This window comes from Niallia sp. Man26 (assembly GCF_022049065.2).
Lineage (GTDB): Bacteria > Bacillota > Bacilli > Bacillales > Cytobacillaceae > Niallia.
This window is the reverse complement of the sequence record NZ_CP095744.1, coordinates 1,035,088-1,054,333: the sequence shown is the minus strand read 5'-3', so window position 1 is coordinate 1,054,333 and position 19,246 is coordinate 1,035,088. Positions and strand designations below refer to the sequence as shown.

The following is a 19,246-nucleotide window of genomic DNA, read 5'->3' as shown; positions in this document are numbered from 1 at the left end:
TAAATGCCACGTTTGTGAAACAAGAAAGCTTCTCTTCAGTTATTACAGGAATGCTGCCCTTTTAGTTACAAATAAAAAAAGAACATTAATTGTACTTAGATTAATGTCCCAGTTAGTTCAATATAATCTCCATTTTTCTACTCTTCGTTTTCATCCCAATCGACCTATAAAATCCAATGGCAGCTGTATTTTCCTCGGATACTCCCAATTCAATACTATCAACTTCAAGGCTTCTTCCAAAATCAAAAATGTATTTAATTATTTTTTTTCCAATACCTTTCTTTCTATGTGTTTCAACAACACATAAACTCTTTATATATAATACTTTCCTCGTTTTAACAAAAGTATTTTCTGTTACTTCTTCTTCCTTTGTCACTACAACACCAACTAATTCAGTGTCAGTAGTAGCCACAAAAATATGCTGTTTGTCATCAATCAATTGGCTTTCAAAAAACTCCTGTTCGACTGGTGTGGAATTCTCTTTGTACAGATCTGGTCTTATAAAAACATGGAATTCGTGAACCTGCCTAAATAATGGCAACAACGATTCATAATCACTTTGCTTAGCTTTTCTAATAAGAATATCCATAAATTTTCTACCCCCAGTATTTGTTTTGGTTGGAATTTGACACTTTTGCTCTTACCCAAAATGCTTTATTAAATTATGCTGCCACAATTGTTACAAAAAAAGCTACCTTAGGCAGCTTATGCTTTAGGTTCAAAAATTTAAGTGCTATGTATAGTAACGGTTCCTTCGTTTTTCTCCTTGTGATTCCATACTACATGAATTTCAAATGTGCCATCTTTAAAAAATAAAGGAAATCTCCTTTTAATTGATGGTTGCATTGGAAGATTGTAGGCTTCCTCTATATTTACCCAATTAGCTTTTCCTTCAGGACCATCTTCAAGAAGTTCTCCTTTAAAGTCTCTTGTAATGTAATTAAAAATCATATATCTATCATTCACAACTGGATTTACATATTCATATAGCCCCTTGTAAATCAGATTACTAACCTCTAATCCTGTTTCCTCTTTTACTTCTCTAATTGCACTTTGGACAATGCTCTCTGGAAAGTCAACCTTGCCACCAGGCGGAATAAATCCTTTAAAATGATCATGTTGTCTATTCAAAAGCAAAACCTTCTCGTCTTTTTGAATCATACAAACAGTCCATATCTTAACATTTACTAATTGACCCATTATTTTTCCACTACTCCCCCACAAAACTAATCTTTATATTAATTCTATGAGTAATTAAGATAGTCCTTCTTCCGTTAAACTTCCCTGTTAGCGCCAAAGCATATATAGCATCCCTATTGTTACATAAGGAAGTTACTTAAACATTTTTTACAGGAATTATATCCATTTAGCACCAAAAACAATTCCAGTAACCCTAATGTTATGACAAAAAAAGACTATATATATTTATAGTCTTTTAATTCTTCATTTTCTTATTCAATCCCGACTCCCCAACCGTCGATTTCTCCATCTAGCGGATGAATCAAGTCTCTTAGTTTGTTCTGTACTTCAACAATACCTTCATAAGTCAGCATCATTTCAATGAAGCAGTAAACAGTCCACATGTCTTCTTCCTCATCATAGTCCATTTCACATCGGTAACCTTCCGTCTTTAACTCTTCAAGAACTTGCTTGCCAGAATTCTCATTAGGTACATCGATAACAAATTCCACTGTTTGTTCTACACTAAAGTCACATCCATATTTATCTAATTCATGTAAAACATCTCCATCTTCATCTTTTGGAAACTTTCGTTTTCTAAAAAACACCATAAAATCCCCTCTTTTCTACTACTATAATCAATTATCATTAAAACAATTATAGCACTGTATACGTTAAGAATTAATTCCTGATTTTAATTAAAATAGCTTTTTTTCCTCATCAAAATTACAACTCTTGCACTGGTAAATATTAAATTATCTGTCCCTAAAACCTGAATGTTTTTAGAATCAGAAAACTTGAATTTATAACTCAATAAACAGTATCAATTGGTAATAACTTTAAGATCTTATTATCGGCATTTAACTTATGTATCCAGGAAAAGAGTTAAGAACAGTTATACTGTTCTGATACCTTTATTTGTTAATTAAGGGTCACACCTTTAAAAGTAGTGATTAACTCATAAAAATACTATATTGTGAACAATTTCACTTAAACAAACCTGCCCCGTTTCTACAATAAGAAAATAACCTACGTAGCGATCATAATGTTTAACTCTAGTCCACTTAAGCTTTATTTTGTTCAGCATCCTCGAATTGTGCATTACTGTTCAACGGAATGACTCAGTTTCATACTGTTTAATTTTCCGTTATAATAGCATCGGACAGGAGGGACTATTTATGACAAAAGATGAAGATTTTATTGAAATAGCCATTAAAATGGCTTTAAAGGCTAGAGAGGATGGAAATGAACCATTCGGTGCTATCTTAGTAAAAAATAACGAAATAGTAATGTTTGGTGAAAATAAAATTAATAGTTATTGTGATCCTACGCACCATGCTGAAATCGGACTTATTCGTACTTTTTGCTCTGAAAATAACATTTTTGATCTTAGCGAATATACTTTGTATACCAGCTGTGAACCTTGTGTGATGTGTACAGGGGCAATGGTATGGTCTAATTTAGGCAAAATAGTCTACAGTGTATCTCATGATCAACTAGCCAAAATTGCAGGTAGTAATATCATGATTTCATGTAAAGAAGTTATTGAAAAAAGTCCAAATAAGCCAGTAGTAGTAGAACAAGTTTTAAATGTTGAAGGGTTAAAAGTATTTGAAGGGTACAAATTTGCTCATTAACATTATAGTTCACAGCAATATTTATCCATGTTATTCAAGCACCTTAGAATGACATGGATATTTGAATTCTCATTACTAGCCATTTGTTTCTATAGTTGAAATTTTTTATTAACAAAACTGCCCCTATAGTAAAATAAAAAATTAATTCTAAATGGAGACTGTTTGTTAATTTTATTCTTATCCGTTGATAAGTACAACAAGATTTACTTATGGGCAAGTACTATGTTACCGTTAAAATACATCACATAATAGATTGGGTCCTATTAGACTTTTCTTAGTCACCTTCCCTTTATAAATCATGTCGACAGCCAAGAATTTAGACCATATTAGTAATATTTCGTTCGGTCAAAAAGTTAAATACAAAAGTAAAATACACTTTTGCTTTTTTAATCATGAAAATGGATTATTAGAATTAAAAGATCCTGATACAAGCTCTATTTTTTTAGTTAGACAAAAACCACTCGTTTATAGGATTAAGTAAAACCTTCAATAGTTTAGCATTGATGGTTTTGTTTTGCTTCATCCTTCTTTCACTAAACTCCCCTGTTAGTTCAATGGAATTAAGATTTAGTCGTTTCCCTTAATTAAGATTTGTTTGTTAATATGATGTTCCATATGGTTAAGGTAGTCCTGTATAAGCCATTGTAATGTTTTTTGGCTATTCCCAATATCACAAAGATAGGTTAATTTCTCAGAAGGAATATTCTTAATGATATTTATCACTTGCTTATTGAGGTTTTGAAAAAGAGTCAGTATTTCATCAAGCGGCCTTTCTTGATAATTCTGAACTACAACCCATTGTTCTTGATTATAAGATTGGATGACATAAGGTTGCTCCGTATATTGAATATCCACAAACCTCTGAATATTATTTATTGCAGAGTCACAAAGATGTCCTAATATCTCTTTTTTAGACCATTTATTTGGTAATGGGCGGTTTGATATTTCTGTATCTGACATAGAGTTGTATTTCTTTGGTAATGCTTGTATCCAGTGGTTTATTGCATTAATTATATCTTCCACACTCATACACTCCTTTAATATGTATCTAAAAAACAATATTCTTCTAAAGTCGTAAATATCCCTTCTTCCACTATAGTGCCATGTTAGCACCATAGCCAATAAAAGCATTAATGCCCCAGTCAATTTAAGTGTATCACTTCACAAATTTGGTTTTTACGTAGGTAATATATTAGAGGAATGCTTCCCCCTCAGTAAAAAAAGAAATGCATCCTAAAACAGTCGGTATAAAATTTTATTTATTCGCTATAACACTTGGTAAATCCATAATTCCCCTTTTTATTCCTTCAAATAAAGTTTTTTATAATCAATAAAAAAATTGACACAATACTGTTATCTACAGCATACTGTTATTAACAGTACTATATTATTGATAAAAAATAAGGAGGTTTTATACTTTATGAAACATACTGGGAGACATACAGGTGCATTTCTATTGCTGTTTTTAACAGAGGGCGATAACTATGGAGGGAAACTCCTACAAAAATGCGAGGAAGAACTTCCCATTAATCCCATTGATAGTTCGATCTTATATCGCACACTAAAAAAATTAGAGGAAGAAGGTTCTGTAGAATCTTATCTTGATGCATCTGAAAGAGATAAACCAATAAGGATGTACAAAATCACTGATGTTGGTAAAAAGAGATTAGAGGAATTTAAAATAGATATTGAAGAAAAAATTAAAAATTTATCGTTTTTCCTAGAAAGATATAAAGAATGGAACGATTAAAATAATGATTAGTGGAATTATTCTCTATACTATTGCCGCTATTTATTTGGGAATTTCCTTCATAAAAGACAAACATAAAACAAAGGCTGCCTTATTGAGTTCATGGAAAATGTTTCGCAATGTTTTACCGGATTTATTAGCCATTATGCTTTTTATTGGGCTGGCATTATCGTTATTTACACCGACTCTTATCTCATCAATTATTGGTGAAACTTCCGGCTTACTAGGTATCATTTACTCAACAATCATCGGCTCTATTGCTTTAGTACCGAGCTTTATTGTCTTTCCTCTTGGACATACATTATTTCAAAATGGTGCCGCGCTTCCACAAGTAGCCGTATTAATGTCAACAATGATGTCAGTAGGACTCGTAACTTTATCTATGGAACAAAAAACTTTCGGAAGAAGATTTGCTTATGCCCGAAATATTTCTGCCATAATAATGTCTCTTCTATTCGGATTGATTATTGGGGTGGTAATGACATGACAAAGCTAAAAGAATATCGGTTCTTTTTCATCTTATTATTAGGGCTTCTTATAATTGCGTTTATAAATCACTCTATAGCTTTGAAAACCGTTCAGATAACTAGTAAAAGTATTTTAGATATGTTATTCCTACTTCCTCCTATATTCATCTTGGTGGGATTATTAGATCAATGGGTAAAGAAAGAATCACTTATTCGGTATATGGGGGAAAAATCAGGGATATACGGAGTCTTCTTTACTATAATATTAGCAACGGTGGCTGCAGGCCCTCTTTATATTGCCTTTCCAATTGCAGTATTATTATTAAAAAAAGGAGCAAGTGTCCGCTATATAGTGTTTTTTTTAGGAGCTTGGTCAACAGTGAAATTACCAGTTATAGTCTATGAAATCACTTCATTTGGCTCTAAATTTACACTTATTCACATTTGTTTTGGCCTCGTGTTTTACTATTTAACAGGAATTCTTTTCGAAAAATTTATGACCGACAAAAATTTAAAATATGAAATAAAAAAGAAAATCTAGATTTAAAAGCATTAAGGACAATTCAGATTTGCGTTGTTATGGGGGATAATAGAAGAGATAGTAAAGATAGTCGCCAAATTGGAGTATCCCATAATATTGTTGGAACTTTCTAAATTTTTTGGCAAATATCGAATTTGAAAAGAGTAGAGAATCACTAACTCTTATAATTGGCCTTTCTAAAATTCATTTATCAAATGGGTACCAAATTCCCCTTTCTCCTAAGGACTAATTGTCTTAATTAGTCCTTTTATTTTGTCTTATTGCACCTATTATTTTCATATGCTTACTAAACACAAAACTGCACCGATTGTTACATAAGCAAGATTTTTTTCATTTATTACAGAAGTGCTGCCACTTTAGTTTAATTAGAAAAGTAATCCTGAATATAAAAAAAGAGGCCATCCTTTTTGGACAGCCCCCTTTCCGCTAATTATAAAATTTCTAGCAGAGCAAGATATCATTATATTAGCCACTACAGAATGTATCATCTATAATACATTCAATCTTGAAAACTATGAGTATACTGCTATTTTACGTGCGATAGATTCTGTTAAACGAGATGCTACTTTCGGAACTGCCAATTTAATAATTGGTGTTAACATTGCACCAGATAATCCGCCTGCATGGATTTCCACCGTACAAGTCATCATTGTTTCACCATTAATATCTTCTGCAGTAAAGAGACCGCTTCCTGAAAAATTATCTGATAAACCTTTTAGTTCAAATTTAATATTTGAAGGTTCATTCCATTCGGTAATATCTACCTGTGCTTGTATTGTTTTTTTAATGCCTTTCAGACTACCTTCAAATGTCCAAATAGATTGCTTGTCATTTATGATTTTATGTTCTTTATAGGCTGGTACTGTCGTTGCCCATTTTTCAAGATCACTGACATAATCCCAAACTGCTTGTACATCTACTGGAACTACTACGGTATGAGTTCCTGTTGCCATTATGACCCCCACCTTCCCTATGTATGTAACTTTACATCTCTACAGTTTAATTATTACATAAAAATCATAAACTTTCATCTATAATGACACATAGCTTTCCTACTTCCACTTCCCCAATTATTTACATTCTCCACAACCCAGCTGTTTAATGAAATAAACAGAACTTCCGTTTTCAATCGACTTTTATGTTACTTAATACTATTCTTTATGGAATTTATCACATAAAGAAAGGCTATCCATTTAATTAAAGGCTAGTATCTTCTGTTAGGTGTTTACCAAAAGGAACTGGAATTCCCATTAGTAAAACAGGTATAGAAGTAGTAGGAAGTTTGCCAGCCTTCTTATTTAAAGGTGAAGAGAAAATAATAGTTCAACCAAAATCATTTATTTAAATCCTTGTGTCTATCCAGTGTAAACCATCGTATTAATAGCAACATATATCTGTTCTCCCTGATTATTATGGTTATTATTTCTCCACTTTCTTTCCTCTTTTGATATCATCAATTTTCTCCGATGTAAATTATATAATCGTTCTTCTTATTGCTACTTTAAAACTCAAAATAGTTAACCCTATCTGAATGGCATTATAAGCACACCTTACTAAGTTTTTTCACATAACATTAGATTCCTTCGGGTAATTAGTATGCGATAAAATCAAAGGTTTTATAAGTAGAACGATTGAAAGTGAACACTTAAGGACTTAATACGTGGAGGGAACAACTATTCCCCTTTTTTGAATGACTTACTTTTGTTATTAATTTTAACCTGAAGAATTTGGCACTGCTCGAATCTTTTACTTTTAGTATGCCGCAGATGCTTTTGTGCACAATATGATACATGTAAGCAGCATGATAAGTAGCATCCGTTTAACTTATTTGTTGTCTTTGTATAACCACAGACTACGGAGTTGAAAAAATGAAGTTTAACAAGAAGAAGATTAACATCGTAGATATCCAAACGGCAAAGAAAAGTGTGTTTGCAACTGGGGTTGGAAATGCAATGGAATGGTTTGATTTTGGTTTATATTCCTACTTAGCTGTTATTATTAGCCAGAACTTTTTTAGTGCAGTACAAAATGACGAGTTAAAATTAATATTTACTTTCACGACTTTCGCCATTGCCTTTTTAATGCGTCCATTAGGCGGTATTATCTTCGGTAAAATTGGTGATAAAGCAGGAAGAAAAGTCGTCTTAACTACAACCATTATTTTAATGGCCTTTTCTACCTTATTGATCGGTTTATTACCTACTTATGATCAAATTGGTATATGGGCTCCCATCCTGTTATTAGTCGCAAGAATTATTCAAGGCTTTTCAACTGGAGGCGAATATGCTGGTGCAATGGTCTATATTGCTGAATCATCTCCTGACAATAAGCGCAGCATCCTCGGAAGTGGATTAGAAATTGGTACCCTAACTGGGTATATATTGGCTTCCCTCGTAGCAAGCATACTTTTTGTCGCATTATCTGATGAACAGATGGCCACATGGGGATGGAGAATCCCATTCTTGCTTGGTTTACCGCTAGGACTTATTGGAATGTACCTGAGAAAAACCTTAGAGGAATCACCTATTTTTGAAAATGAAATTTCTTCTACTGAAGCTGAAGAACAAACAGAAGAAGGCTTCTTTTCTATTCTAAGAAATCATAAAAAAGATATAATAGTCTGTTTCGTATCTGTAGCCTTCTTTAATGTGACAAATTATATGCTACTATCCTACATGCCTTCCTATTTAAACGAGATAATTGGTTTATCAAGCACGACCGGTACTATTTTAATTACACTTGTGATGGTCATCATGGTGCCACTTACATTACTATTCGGTAAGTTAAGTGATAACATTGGTAATAAAAATGTCTTCTTAATTGGTTTAGGCGGACTATCACTCTTATCTGTACTAGCTTTTTATTTCGTGAATCTGAATGGCTTACTATTTATTTCGTTAGGTATCCTTATTCTGGGCGTACTGCTTGCAACATATGAAGGCTCTATGCCCGGTTCATTGCCAGCAATGTTTTATACCGATATACGCTACCGAACACTATCTGTAACATTTAATGTCTCTGTTTCCATATTTGGAGGTACTACACCATTAGTTTCCACCTGGCTTGTTCACCAAACAGGCAATAACTTAGCGCCTGCCTGGTATTTAACAATCGTAAGCCTTGTCGGATTCTTTGTAATACTATTCTTATTTAAGAGTACTACAGGAAAATCCTTAAAAGGATCTTATCCAACAGTTGCGACGAAATCTGAATTTAAAGAAGTTGTTGAGAATCCTGAGGATGCACTATGGTGGCGGACGGAACAAGAATAAAGCAAGCTTTATTAACATTCACCAATTAGACAAGGTTCGACTGACACTTTTTTAGCTTATTATTACATCAAAGGTTGAAAGAGAACGTGTTTATATGTATAGAGTTCTCAATAGATTAAAGCATCAGCATACTTGCTGGTGCTTTTTTTAGTATTAATTGAAATAAATTACACATAACTATAAAAGTGTTAACTCCAATATAAGTGTTTATCCTTCTTAAGTTGAAATTGAAAAATACGTCTAATCCTTTACACACCAAGGTTTATACGCATTTCCCAATATAAATTTAATGATACTTGTTTATACTTCTTCAACGACTGCTTCTTTTCTTAACTATTTAAGAAAACCATCAATTATTATTTGCTCCTCTTTGTTTAAAGTAGAAATGGGTTCCCGACAAATACCTGCAGATACATTTTGCTTATCTAATATATACTTAATGGCTCGAAGTGCTCCAATCTCTGTAATAGTCTTCATATAAGGGGACAGTTTAGAGAGTAGCTCCTTTGCAACATTAATCTTACCAGACTTTATTTGTTTAACTATCTCATGTATTTCGTTAGGAAATACATTTCCTAACACACTAGAAATACCATTAAAACCAAGTTCAGCATCTTCTAATATAGTTTGGTCTGATCCAGTTAATACAATAAATGTAGAACCGAGTTTTTCTTTAACTTCCTTTACTGTAGCTCGATCACCCGCTTCCTTTAATGCAATAATCTGAGGAAACTGTTTAACTAATCTAAGTAATGTTTCTATATTTAAATTAAAACCAGTTCTTGGAGGGTTATTATATAGCATAATTGGTAAAGAAGTATGGGAACAAACCTTTGCTACATAATGAAAGGCTTCCTCTTGATTAATTCGGAGGTATGGAGGGAAACCTAACATAATTCCATTTAAACCAGCTTCTTCTGCTGCAATAGCCAGTGAAATCGCATCTTTCGTTTGAACTGCTGCAACTCCTCCATAAAGTAGAACTTCATTTTTCGCTGCTTCTTTTACTTTATGAAATAAAGTAATACGTTCTTCTATAGTCATAGAATGTTGCTCTCCTGTAGATCCACTAATCAGTAAGGAGGGAACATTATTCTTTTTATAGTAATCAATTAATGGCGGTATACCGTCTAAATTTAGCTTTCCATCATAAGTAAACGGTGTTACCATCGCAACACTGAATTCAAGAAAAGGATTTTTCATTTCAAGTTCTCCTTATTTTTTATTTTCTTCACCACTTGTGCCACTTAGAATCAAATTCTTTATACCTGCTTCATCATTGGGAAATATTAAGTTTTATAGATGGCTTCAGAAAAATTCTATAATGTAATCTGACATAAAAAAAGGTACAATTATGAACAAATAAACATGTCAAGGGTGGCATTTAATGAAAAATACTATTTTTGCTCTTAATGACGACGCACCGAAATACAAACAAATTTACGAACAGTTTAAATTATATATTGAGAATGGAAATATCTCCGTTAACGAACAGCTGCCATCTATTCGTCAACTTGCAGACTCCCTTTCGGTAAGCAGAAATACTACACTTAATGCCTATGAACAACTTTTGGCAGAAGGTTATATTCGTAGTAATGGACGTAAAGGCTATTTTGTAAACGAATTAGATCCGCTTTTATATCAAAGTGTAAAAATGCCAACTAAAAATGAAAAAAAAGAATTAAAAAATGCCCGCATTGATTTCCGAGCAGGAACCGTAGATCAACAGCATTTCCCATTGAAAACTTGGAGAAGAGTGACCAATCAAGTTCTAACTATGCACCATAGTTATCAATATGGAGACCCTTTTGGTGAAGAATGCTTACGTGAACAAATTGCAGCCTATTTATTTCAATCTCGTGGACTCAAAACAAATGCAAATAATATCATAATCAGCAGTGGCACTCAGCCTATGTTAATTAATTTAGGGAAGCTTCTGAGGGAAAATTTCTCTAGCTTTATTGTTGAAGATCCAGGATATGTTGGTGCTAGAGAAGCTTTGAAGTTTCATGATTTTACATTGGAAACGGTACCTGTTTGTGAAACAGGTACAGATTTTTCTACACTAAATCAGAAGGAATCAAGACTGATTTATGTAACACCCTCTCACCAAAGTCCAATAGGCGTTAGTATGTCCATACAAGAAAGGTTAAAGCTTATAAATTGGGCCAGTGTCAGACAGGGATATATTATTGAAGATGATTATGATAGTGAATTCCGTTATACACAGCAACCATTCCCAGCATTAGCTTCCATTGATTCAACAAGAGTCATTTACTTTGGGAACTTTTCGAAGTCATTTCTTCCTGGAATACGTATAAGTTATATGGTTCTTCCAGATTCATTAATAAACCAGTATAAAAAGCAATTTTACCTTTTTGAATGCCCTGCTTCGCTTCATAATCAGCTTGCAATGGCTAAATTTATGAAAGATGGTGAATGGAATCGCCATCTTAAACGAATGCGTCTTGTTTATAAGCAAAAAATGAATTATATCGTTTCAGAATTAAAGAGTCATTTCAAACAAACTATAACGATAATTGGAGAACAGTCTGGATTATTTGTGCTCGTTAAACTCCATCTTAACCGTACTGAAGAATGGTTAATCAATCGCGCTTCATTATATGGAGTAGTAGTGTATCCTACCTCCATATATACGCTAGAAAATCACATGAATGAGCCCACTATAAAGCTTGGCTTTAGCAACCTAACATGTGAAGAAATTCAATTAGGGGTTCATCTTTTAAAAGAAGCTTGGTCATAAAAATACCATGTAGTCGTTAGTAAATTACTAACAACTACATGGCATCTTAATCTATGAAGGATTAATGCTCATTTTCTGATTGAACTGAGCTTTATCCCTTCCCTCACACTACAATCTAATAGAAGTTTGCTTCCTTTTACCAGAAAATAAATAAGTACAAATAAATCCAAAGATGATCATTAGAGTAGCTAAAAGCCCTCCTTCTAACCCAAAAGAACCTCCTGTTAATAAATCATTTCCACTACTCACATCTATTGTATATACACCATATGGCGTTGTTCCACTAACAGGAAAGCCGAAAACATTTCCCTGAAAATAGTTCCATGTAATATGATAGCCTATTGGTGTCCACATACTCTGTGTTTTGTCATACATGTAAGCAAATAGTATTCCTACTAGGAAGATATTGAAAATGCCTAGTAGAGTTACATTTTGATTAGCCAAATGTGCAATTCCAAAAATCAGGGCTGACACCATATAAATGGTTACCTTTCGACGACCTCTATCTGCAAGGGTAGACATGATATAGCCTCTGAATACAAGTTCTTCAAACAAACCAACCAAAATAAAAAAGATTAAGTAAGTAATAGAATAAGTTGAAAAGTTTGGGTTGGAAAGTGTGTTGATTAATTCAATATTATCAGTAAATAACAGGATAAAGAAAATGATTGCAATAGATATAGCTCCTAATAGTAGACCAAATATTATATTTATTAGGAATAAACCAAAACCCAAATCTAGTATTTTCTTTTTGTTTAAGAATTTCCATAATAAAAGCAATGAAATTAAAGCAGCCACATAACCAAGTGCATAGGAAAATACATCTAACCACGGTCGACCATCCATAATAACACTTCTATCCATTGTAAACACAGCTGTACCGTCACCGTCTGAAGCCACTGTAAATAATGCGTACATCTCTACTGGAAGCATAAAAATGGCTTGAATAACAAAAGTAATGATAAGTGTTACAAAAATGAGCCACCCTGTCCTTACCTGGCCTTTACTGTTTTTAAACAAAATGCTTTCACTCCTTCTGCTTTTATACCGGCACATACTAGTAGACTAATCTTATAGAAAATAGAGGTGAAAGAAGTCTCTATCCTAATATACGCATATTATCACTATATTCCATTATCGCTAATAAATGCTTTCAATGATTAAACACTTTACTCCGATTTATACACTTTCACTAAAGATGAGTGTTAAGCCATAAAACAAGCGTTAATCCTTCTTAAATTTATTAAATGGTAAATAAAAAAACCGTCTAGTCCTATATATTACAGACTTCGACGGTAATTAAGTTTGCTGCATGTGTGCCCACTCTTGCTCAATCTGATAATGGAACTACATGATGTACTTCTTTAACAGCTAATGAAAAAGAACTTTAATGCAATAGTAGATGAAATAATACCATAAGTAAGTCCCTTTCTTAAGTAGAAAGGGACTTACTTTTAATTTTCTCCACAATACTATTATTCCACTAAGCTTCTAAAAATAAGGACGGCTCTCTAATACAAAGGAGGCTCCCCTATTTTTTACTTTGTTGGTCGTACTAATATTTTCGCTTGTTTTTTATCATTAATTAATGATTCAAAACCACTTTCGACTATATCATCAATATCAATTTTTTTTGTGATAACTCCTTTAACATCTAAACGGCCTGTAGAAATCATATCAATTACTTCAGGGAAAATATGTCTATAAGCAAGTCTTGAAGTTACATTTGCACCTTTATACAATAGTTGACCCATATCAATAGCAACTGGTTTTCCAAATACAGCTATTGCCATTACTTGTCCACCTTGTTTTACGGACGCAACTGCGTTGGTCATTGTCGGTTGTACCCCTGCACATTCATAAGCAACACTGACTCCGCCATCTGTCAGTTCAAGGATTTGTTCCGCAATATCATCACGCATACCATTAATAACGGTAGTAGCTCCTAACTCTGCAGCTTTTTCCAGACGTTCCTCAGATATGTCCACTACAATAATCTTTGTTGCGCCTGCTGCTTTTACAGACAATAATGTTAACAAACCTATTGGACCAGCACCAAAAATAGCTACAGAGTCCCCTGGCTTCAAGTCGCTTTCTCTAACTGCATAAAAGGAAACAGCTGTAGGTTCAACTAATGCACCCTCTTCAAAAGATACATTTTCAGGTAGCTTATGAACCATTTTTTCATCTACAACCACATACTCAGCAAACCCGCCATCTTGATTTAGACCGACAAACCCTACCATGCTGCATTGGTTGTAATAACCTCTTTTGCATGCGTAGCATTCACCACAATAAATAAGTGGTTCAATAGCAACTCTTTCACCAACTTGGTGGCTCGTTACATCACCAGAAACCTCAACAATTGTACCTGAGAATTCATGTCCTAGTGTGATTGGAGGTGCCTGTTTAGAAATTGGATGTGGCTCTGGAGATTGACCGTGTGAATAAGCATGAAGGTCACTACCACATATTCCTCCCCATTCAACCTTCACTTTTACTTGACCGGATGAAACAATTGGTTCTTGCACCATTTCTATACGAAGATCTTGACTCCCATATAATCTAGCTACTTTCATAGTAAAGTCTCCTTTTTTTAAATTTTATAAATGTAAGTGCCTACAAAAATAATTATATCAATTTGTATACTTACGCAAAAGTTAATATAATTAATGATGTAATAAGTATTACTTAAGGAATGATAAAATGAACATAGAACAGTTAATGTATATAGTGGAAGTTGCAAAAGTAAGATCACTAGGGGAAGCAGCAAAAACATTAAATATTAGTCAATCTGCTTTAAGTCAGGCTATTACTAAGTTTGAAAATGAACTAAACATCAAAATATTTAATCGAACAAGAGCTGGTACTATACCAACAAAAGAAGGGGATCTCTTAATAGCAAAGTCTCAAAATGCATTAAAAGCGATCTATCAGATTGAAGACGAAGCAAAACAAATAAATCATTTAAATGATTTACTACGCATAACGGTCATTCCTGGCTTGATTGGTCCAATAGTTGATACTTATCTAGATTACAAAAAAAAGGACTCCAAATTAAAGATTGAAATTAACGAAAAATCAAGTATGGATATCATTGTAGATTTAAAGAATGACAAAATTGATATTGGTTTTATCGCCATCAATAGAAAAAATATGGATGCAGTTACCGGATTTCAATTCACTCCGGTTAGAAAAGGGAAACTGTTAGTCTTCGCTTCAAAAGATTCTGTTATAGCTAAAACAAAGGACGTCATTAAACCAAATGTGCTGAAAGAGCAATTATTTGTATTGTATAAAGATGAATATGTCCAAAGCTTTATATCAAATTTTAACCGCTTATATGGACCTATTGATATTTTTCTTAAAACTACAGATACACAAATAATCACCAATACTATTTTAAAACTTGAGGCTATAACTATTGGGCATGATATTTCAGCTGAATTTAATCAAAACTTTCCATATAAAGAAAATATCGTTGCTTTAGAAATTGAAAATTTCTCTGACACATCTTTCACTTTTGGCTGGATTAAAAAACACGACAATAAGCTTGCCAGGGAGACAAACCTATTTATTGAGAAAGTTAGCAATATACTAATTAAATAGGGCGGAAATTATTTTTTTAAAGTATCCGTTCTTTTTCTTTCAGTAGCTTGTGTTCGATATGGTTTACATCTGGAGAGTGCTTATGGAAAAACCCACTTATTCAACAAAAGCCTCCGAATGTAATTATTCACACTCCTTTAATAAAAGGTTAACCAAGCAATATTGGCTAACCTTTTTTAAATCAATTTATATTTATACGTTCCATTGTAATAAACTATATGTTTGTTAATTATCACGAATAGATGCAAATACTCTTACAGGAAAGCTCTCCAAATCAACTGCAGGAGGAACAGCTGTTATGGTGAAATCACTAGATGGTAATGCTTGTAGATTTCTCATATCTTCACAGATAGGGATTTCAGCACCTAGAAGTATATAGTGCACGGGTGTACCTATATTAGAAAGGGTTGAAATATTATCCACTAATGGAGTATCAATTCCGACGAATGCTGCTTGTTGCTCAACAAGGACATTTGCTAACTCTACAGTTAAATAGGGTGCATTATTTCCATACTTTGATGTCATGAATAACCTATCATGTCCACTACTGAATAAAACTGCTTTGCCTTTTACATTCATCCCTTCCACATCTTGTACGTCAAAAAAGGGTCTATCATTTGAGATTTGTATTACTATTGAAGGGATATTGACAAGTTTCTCCAATGGATAATCCTTAATTTTTTTGCCATCCTCAAACACATGATATGGGGCATCCATATAAGTGCCGCTTGTACTAACTAACGTTATCTTATTAATTTCTGAGCTGGAATAAGGTCCCCCACCATTTTGTTTAGAAACTGTCTTTCTATCAAGGTATGTTGTAATTGAAGCTGGTGGATCTCCTGGAAATGTTACTGTTCCGTGTGAGATGGAATGACTAAGATCAATATATTTATCAAATGAGTTAATTTTAAATTTCTCCATACAGAATACCTCCCTTAAATAGCTTTTGATTCTTTTCCTTTTTGGAGTATTATTTTTGATATATGACCAGTGAAGTACTGAACAAGTGGACCAGTAAACACGGCTGTAATTATTGTACTTATACCAATGAGTGCTCCAAATAAAAAACCTACAACTACACATGTTATATCTGTGATAACTCTTGCTATAGCAAAAGGTATCTTATGATTACTTACCTTCAGAATGATCAGTGCTATAGTATCATATGGTGCAACCCCAAAATCGGATGCCATGTAGAGGGAAAAACCAAAACCTATAATGATTACAGCTACTAATAATATTAATAATTTTATTGTAAGATTTAGGTCATTTCCCAACATATAAGTATAAATAGATACAAAATAATCTGCGATAAACCCTATACCAATCATACTCACCATTTTTCCAATCCCGATATAGCTTTTAACATAACAGAAGGCAATCTCCACGAGGATTATATTTATTAATAATTGATATACTCCAAACGTCATATTAATGGAACTACTAACACCAAGATTCATCGTTGTAAATGGGTCAGTGCCAAGATTGGATATACGAAATAAGGCAATAGCAAAGCCGACCAAGAAATTACCTATCAGCATCATCATAATTCTAACTAAAAAAAATTTTTCATTTTGTCCCTCTTTTTATGTCTACCCCGAATAGTTTTTAAAAAAATCGACTAAATGTATTAGTCGATTTTTCCGTTGCTTAGTCATTAAAGATAGAGATTTCAGATAGCGCCTTTCTAAGATTAATAGCATCCCAAGGCAAGTGTTCAGCAATTCCAAGACCTACAATTTCTGCTTTTGTTGAAACATCTTTTAAAATTCGAACTACTTGTGCAAGCGTCATCTCGCCGATGGCAGGCTCGAAATTTTCTAAATATGGTTCAGCAGGTAAAATAGAACGGAAATCTGTCGGTGATAAAACATCTAAATCGAAGTGCACAGCTAAATATTCAATTTGATTCTTTTCGATCCAATCAATAATTAGCTGACTGCTGTCCCTTAACTCATCTGGACCAGCAAATTGTAAATTCAACTCTTTTACTGTATTTTCTTCTTTATCACCCAGATCCTTCTCTATTAATCCCGCATACATTACGTGGGTTGTTAAGATTGGATTTTTTACTTTCGATGCAAATCGTGGTGCTCCTTTTCCAAGCAAATTGCCTAATACCATTGCATGAACATTTGGCCAATCATTTGGTGTTGAAACGTCGGGATGCGCATCCAACCATAATACCCCCAGCTTCCCTGTATATTTTCCATTTAGATAATCAAAAGGAACTTGATCTATTGAACAATCACCTCCGAAAATAATAACTCTATCAGGTTGCTGTTCGTCTAGAATTCTTGCTGTATCTTCCATTTGCTTAAATAATACTTGCTCTCCAATAACGCCATTTTCAACTTCTAATTTTTTTCCGAAGTCTTTGTCTACTGCCACTTCAAAAGTCTCGCTTGTTTTACTTTTAGGTGCAATATGTGCTAATAATTCAGCTCCAAAAGCATATCTCGGGTCATTACCACCTTGCCATTGTGGTAATAAAATTCTTATTGTTTTTTTACTCATTTTTTATCCACCCTTTCTAAACCTTCAAATAAAGACTCACCATTAGACTCAATTACATTTTTATACCAATCAAAACTTTTCTTCTTGTAACGTTCAAGCGTCCCGCTGCAATCATTGTGTTTATCTACATAAATAAAACCATATCGTTTCTTCATTTCAGAAACAGTATTACTTACAATATCTATTGGCCCCCAGCTTGTATATCCTAGTAGCTCAACACCATCTTTAATTGCTTCAGATACTTGCTGAAGATGCTCTTTCAAGTAATTTATACGGTAATCGTCAATTACTGTGTAACTTCCTTTCTCATCAGGAACTAGTTCATCAACTGCACCTAAACCATTTTCGACAATAAATAATGGTAGCTGATAGCGATCGTAGAATTGATTTAACGCATATCTTAGGCCTTTCGGATCAATCTGCCATCCCCAGTCGCTTGCTTTAAGGTATGGATTTTTCACCGTACTTTTCACATTTCCAAGTTCCTGAATATTTAATTCTGGATCAGCAGTCGCACAATAACTCATGTAGTAACTGAAAGAAATATAGTCGACAGTATGCTGCTTCATTAATTCTTCATCTTCTTTAGTTACTTCAATGTGGATGTTATTTTCCTTAAAATAACGTTTCATATATCCAGGATATTGTCCACGGGCATGTACATCAGCAAAGAATAATGTTTCCCGGTCACGATTTAATGCTTCTTGTATATCATCTGGATTTGGTGTTAAAGGATAGTATGGACTGTTAGCAACCATACAACCAATTTTAAATTTCGGATTAATTTCATGACCAATTTTTGTAGCTAAAGCACTTGCTACAAACTGGTGATGAATAGCTTGATAAAGAATAGATTTATCAATTTCTTCTGGCTTTCCTTGAATTCCTCCCCCGTTAAAAGGTGCATCTAAGATTACGTTTATTTCATTAAAAGTAAGCCAATACTTTACCTTATCTTTGTAACGAGTATAAACTGTTTCTACAAAGTGCTGATAAAAATCAATCATCTTCCGATTGGTCCAACCGCCATATTCAGTTGCTAAATACAGCGGTATTTCAAAGTGGACGAGTGTAACCATAACTTCTATTCCATGTTTATGGAGTTCATCAATAAGATCATCGTAGAATTTTAAACCCTTCTCATTTGGTTCTGTTTCATCGCCATTAGGAAAAATCCGTGCCCATGAAATCGAGATTCTTAAAATCTTAAAACCCATTTCGCCAAATAACGTTATATCTTCTTTATAACGATGATAGAAATCGATAGCTTCCTTTTTTAAATAATTTTCAGGGGGAGGGATGACAACATCACCAAATACCCCATACGGCATTGCGTCACCTGTTGTCCACTTTTTCCCATCTTCTAATGATGCTCCTTCACATTGACTAGCTGCTAAAGCTCCTCCCCAGAGAAAATCCTTAGGGAATCCTGCTTTTAATTCTTTTACCATTTCTTTTTACCCTCTTTCTTTTTGTCTAAGTTGTAAATGTTTGTTCAATAAGGTAA

At 33.5% G+C, this 19,246-nt stretch carries 19 protein-coding genes; 7 read left to right on the top strand and 12 right to left on the bottom strand.

Annotated features, from left to right (window positions below; translation table 11 throughout):
- Positions 1-112 precede the first annotated feature (112 nt).
- From L8T27_RS24805 to L8T27_RS24795, 3 genes are all read right to left on the bottom strand, one after another.
- Positions 113-589, bottom strand: coding sequence for a GNAT family N-acetyltransferase (locus L8T27_RS24805; protein ID WP_233317913.1), 477 nt, complete (start codon positions 587-589; stop codon positions 113-115).
- A 137-nt stretch (positions 590-726) separates the two neighbouring features.
- Positions 727-1,200 (bottom strand): 8-oxo-dGTP diphosphatase, encoded by a 474-nt coding sequence (locus L8T27_RS24800; RefSeq protein ID WP_233317915.1) that lies wholly within the window; start codon positions 1,198-1,200, stop codon positions 727-729.
- 251 nt (positions 1,201-1,451) lie between these two features.
- Positions 1,452-1,790, bottom strand: coding sequence for a ribonuclease E inhibitor RraB (locus tag L8T27_RS24795; protein ID WP_233317918.1), 339 nt, complete (start codon positions 1,788-1,790; stop codon positions 1,452-1,454).
- A 567-nt stretch (positions 1,791-2,357) separates the two neighbouring features.
- On the opposite strand from L8T27_RS24795, the gene L8T27_RS24790 reads away from it, so the two are divergent.
- Positions 2,358-2,816 (top strand): nucleoside deaminase, encoded by a 459-nt coding sequence (locus tag L8T27_RS24790; RefSeq protein WP_233317920.1) that lies wholly within the window; start codon positions 2,358-2,360, stop codon positions 2,814-2,816.
- A gap of 567 nt (positions 2,817-3,383) precedes the next feature.
- On the opposite strand, the gene L8T27_RS24785 is transcribed toward L8T27_RS24790, so the two are convergent.
- The gene (locus L8T27_RS24785) at positions 3,384-3,839 is read right to left on the bottom strand and encodes a DinB family protein (RefSeq protein WP_237943570.1); all 456 of its coding nucleotides are present in this window, start codon (positions 3,837-3,839) and stop codon (positions 3,384-3,386) included.
- A gap of 397 nt (positions 3,840-4,236) precedes the next feature.
- Here L8T27_RS24785 and L8T27_RS24780 point away from each other — a divergent pair, with 397 nt between their 5' ends.
- From L8T27_RS24780 to L8T27_RS24770, 3 genes are read left to right on the top strand one after another with little or no spacing between them, the layout of a single operon-like run.
- Positions 4,237-4,566 (top strand): PadR family transcriptional regulator, encoded by a 330-nt coding sequence (locus tag L8T27_RS24780; RefSeq protein ID WP_237943567.1) that lies wholly within the window; start codon positions 4,237-4,239, stop codon positions 4,564-4,566.
- Between the two features lie 4 nt (positions 4,567-4,570).
- Entirely contained in the window at positions 4,571-5,053 is a 483-nt protein-coding gene (locus tag L8T27_RS24775; protein WP_233317927.1) for a hypothetical protein, read from the top strand.
- Positions 5,050-5,574, top strand: coding sequence for a permease (locus L8T27_RS24770; RefSeq protein ID WP_233317929.1), 525 nt, complete (start codon positions 5,050-5,052; stop codon positions 5,572-5,574). The genes L8T27_RS24775 and L8T27_RS24770 overlap by 4 nt, the downstream gene beginning before the upstream one ends.
- Before the next feature lie 512 nt (positions 5,575-6,086).
- On the opposite strand, the gene L8T27_RS24765 is transcribed toward L8T27_RS24770, so the two are convergent.
- Positions 6,087-6,527 (bottom strand): SRPBCC family protein, encoded by a 441-nt coding sequence (locus L8T27_RS24765; RefSeq protein ID WP_237943566.1) that lies wholly within the window; start codon positions 6,525-6,527, stop codon positions 6,087-6,089.
- 915 nt (positions 6,528-7,442) lie between these two features.
- Here L8T27_RS24765 and L8T27_RS24760 point away from each other — a divergent pair.
- On the top strand, positions 7,443-8,846 hold the full coding sequence (locus tag L8T27_RS24760; protein WP_233317933.1) for an MFS transporter: 1,404 nt from the start codon (positions 7,443-7,445) through the stop codon (positions 8,844-8,846).
- 333 nt (positions 8,847-9,179) lie between these two features.
- On the opposite strand, the gene L8T27_RS24755 is transcribed toward L8T27_RS24760, so the two are convergent.
- Complete coding sequence (locus tag L8T27_RS24755; protein WP_237943564.1) at positions 9,180-10,049, bottom strand: dihydrodipicolinate synthase family protein; 870 nt, start codon at positions 10,047-10,049, stop codon at positions 9,180-9,182.
- A 184-nt stretch (positions 10,050-10,233) separates the two neighbouring features.
- Here L8T27_RS24755 and pdxR point away from each other — a divergent pair, with 184 nt between their 5' ends.
- Positions 10,234-11,610 carry a MocR-like pyridoxine biosynthesis transcription factor PdxR gene (pdxR, locus tag L8T27_RS24750; protein WP_237943562.1) on the top strand — a complete coding sequence of 459 codons (1,377 nt, stop codon included), beginning with the start codon at positions 10,234-10,236 and terminating at the stop codon, positions 11,608-11,610.
- Positions 11,611-11,718: 108 nt separating this feature from the next.
- Here the strand turns inward: pdxR and L8T27_RS24745 are convergent, their stop codons facing one another.
- Positions 11,719-12,630 (bottom strand): CPBP family intramembrane glutamic endopeptidase, encoded by a 912-nt coding sequence (locus L8T27_RS24745; protein ID WP_237943560.1) that lies wholly within the window; start codon positions 12,628-12,630, stop codon positions 11,719-11,721.
- Between the two features lie 518 nt (positions 12,631-13,148).
- Entirely contained in the window at positions 13,149-14,189 is a 1,041-nt protein-coding gene (locus L8T27_RS24740; RefSeq protein ID WP_233317942.1) for a 2,3-butanediol dehydrogenase, read from the bottom strand.
- Positions 14,190-14,316: 127 nt separating this feature from the next.
- Here L8T27_RS24740 and L8T27_RS24735 point away from each other — a divergent pair, with 127 nt between their 5' ends.
- A complete protein-coding gene (locus tag L8T27_RS24735) occupies positions 14,317-15,219 on the top strand; it encodes a LysR family transcriptional regulator (protein WP_237943558.1) in 903 nt (300 codons plus the stop codon).
- Positions 15,220-15,444: 225 nt separating this feature from the next.
- Here the strand turns inward: L8T27_RS24735 and L8T27_RS24730 are convergent, their stop codons facing one another.
- The 4 genes from L8T27_RS24730 to L8T27_RS24715 form a co-directional block, all read right to left on the bottom strand.
- Positions 15,445-16,143, bottom strand: a complete 699-nt coding sequence (locus L8T27_RS24730) for a cyclase family protein (RefSeq protein ID WP_233317947.1) — start codon at positions 16,141-16,143, stop codon at positions 15,445-15,447.
- A 14-nt stretch (positions 16,144-16,157) separates the two neighbouring features.
- Positions 16,158-16,766 carry a YczE/YyaS/YitT family protein gene (locus L8T27_RS24725; protein ID WP_481858878.1) on the bottom strand — a complete coding sequence of 203 codons (609 nt, stop codon included), beginning with the start codon at positions 16,764-16,766 and terminating at the stop codon, positions 16,158-16,160.
- Positions 16,767-16,872: 106 nt separating this feature from the next.
- Positions 16,873-17,739 (bottom strand): arginase family protein, encoded by an 867-nt coding sequence (locus L8T27_RS24720; protein WP_237943554.1) that lies wholly within the window; start codon positions 17,737-17,739, stop codon positions 16,873-16,875.
- Positions 17,736-19,190, bottom strand: coding sequence for a glycoside hydrolase family 1 protein (locus L8T27_RS24715; RefSeq protein WP_237943552.1), 1,455 nt, complete (start codon positions 19,188-19,190; stop codon positions 17,736-17,738). The genes L8T27_RS24720 and L8T27_RS24715 overlap by 4 nt, the downstream gene beginning before the upstream one ends.
- Between the last annotated feature and the right edge of the window lie 56 nt (positions 19,191-19,246).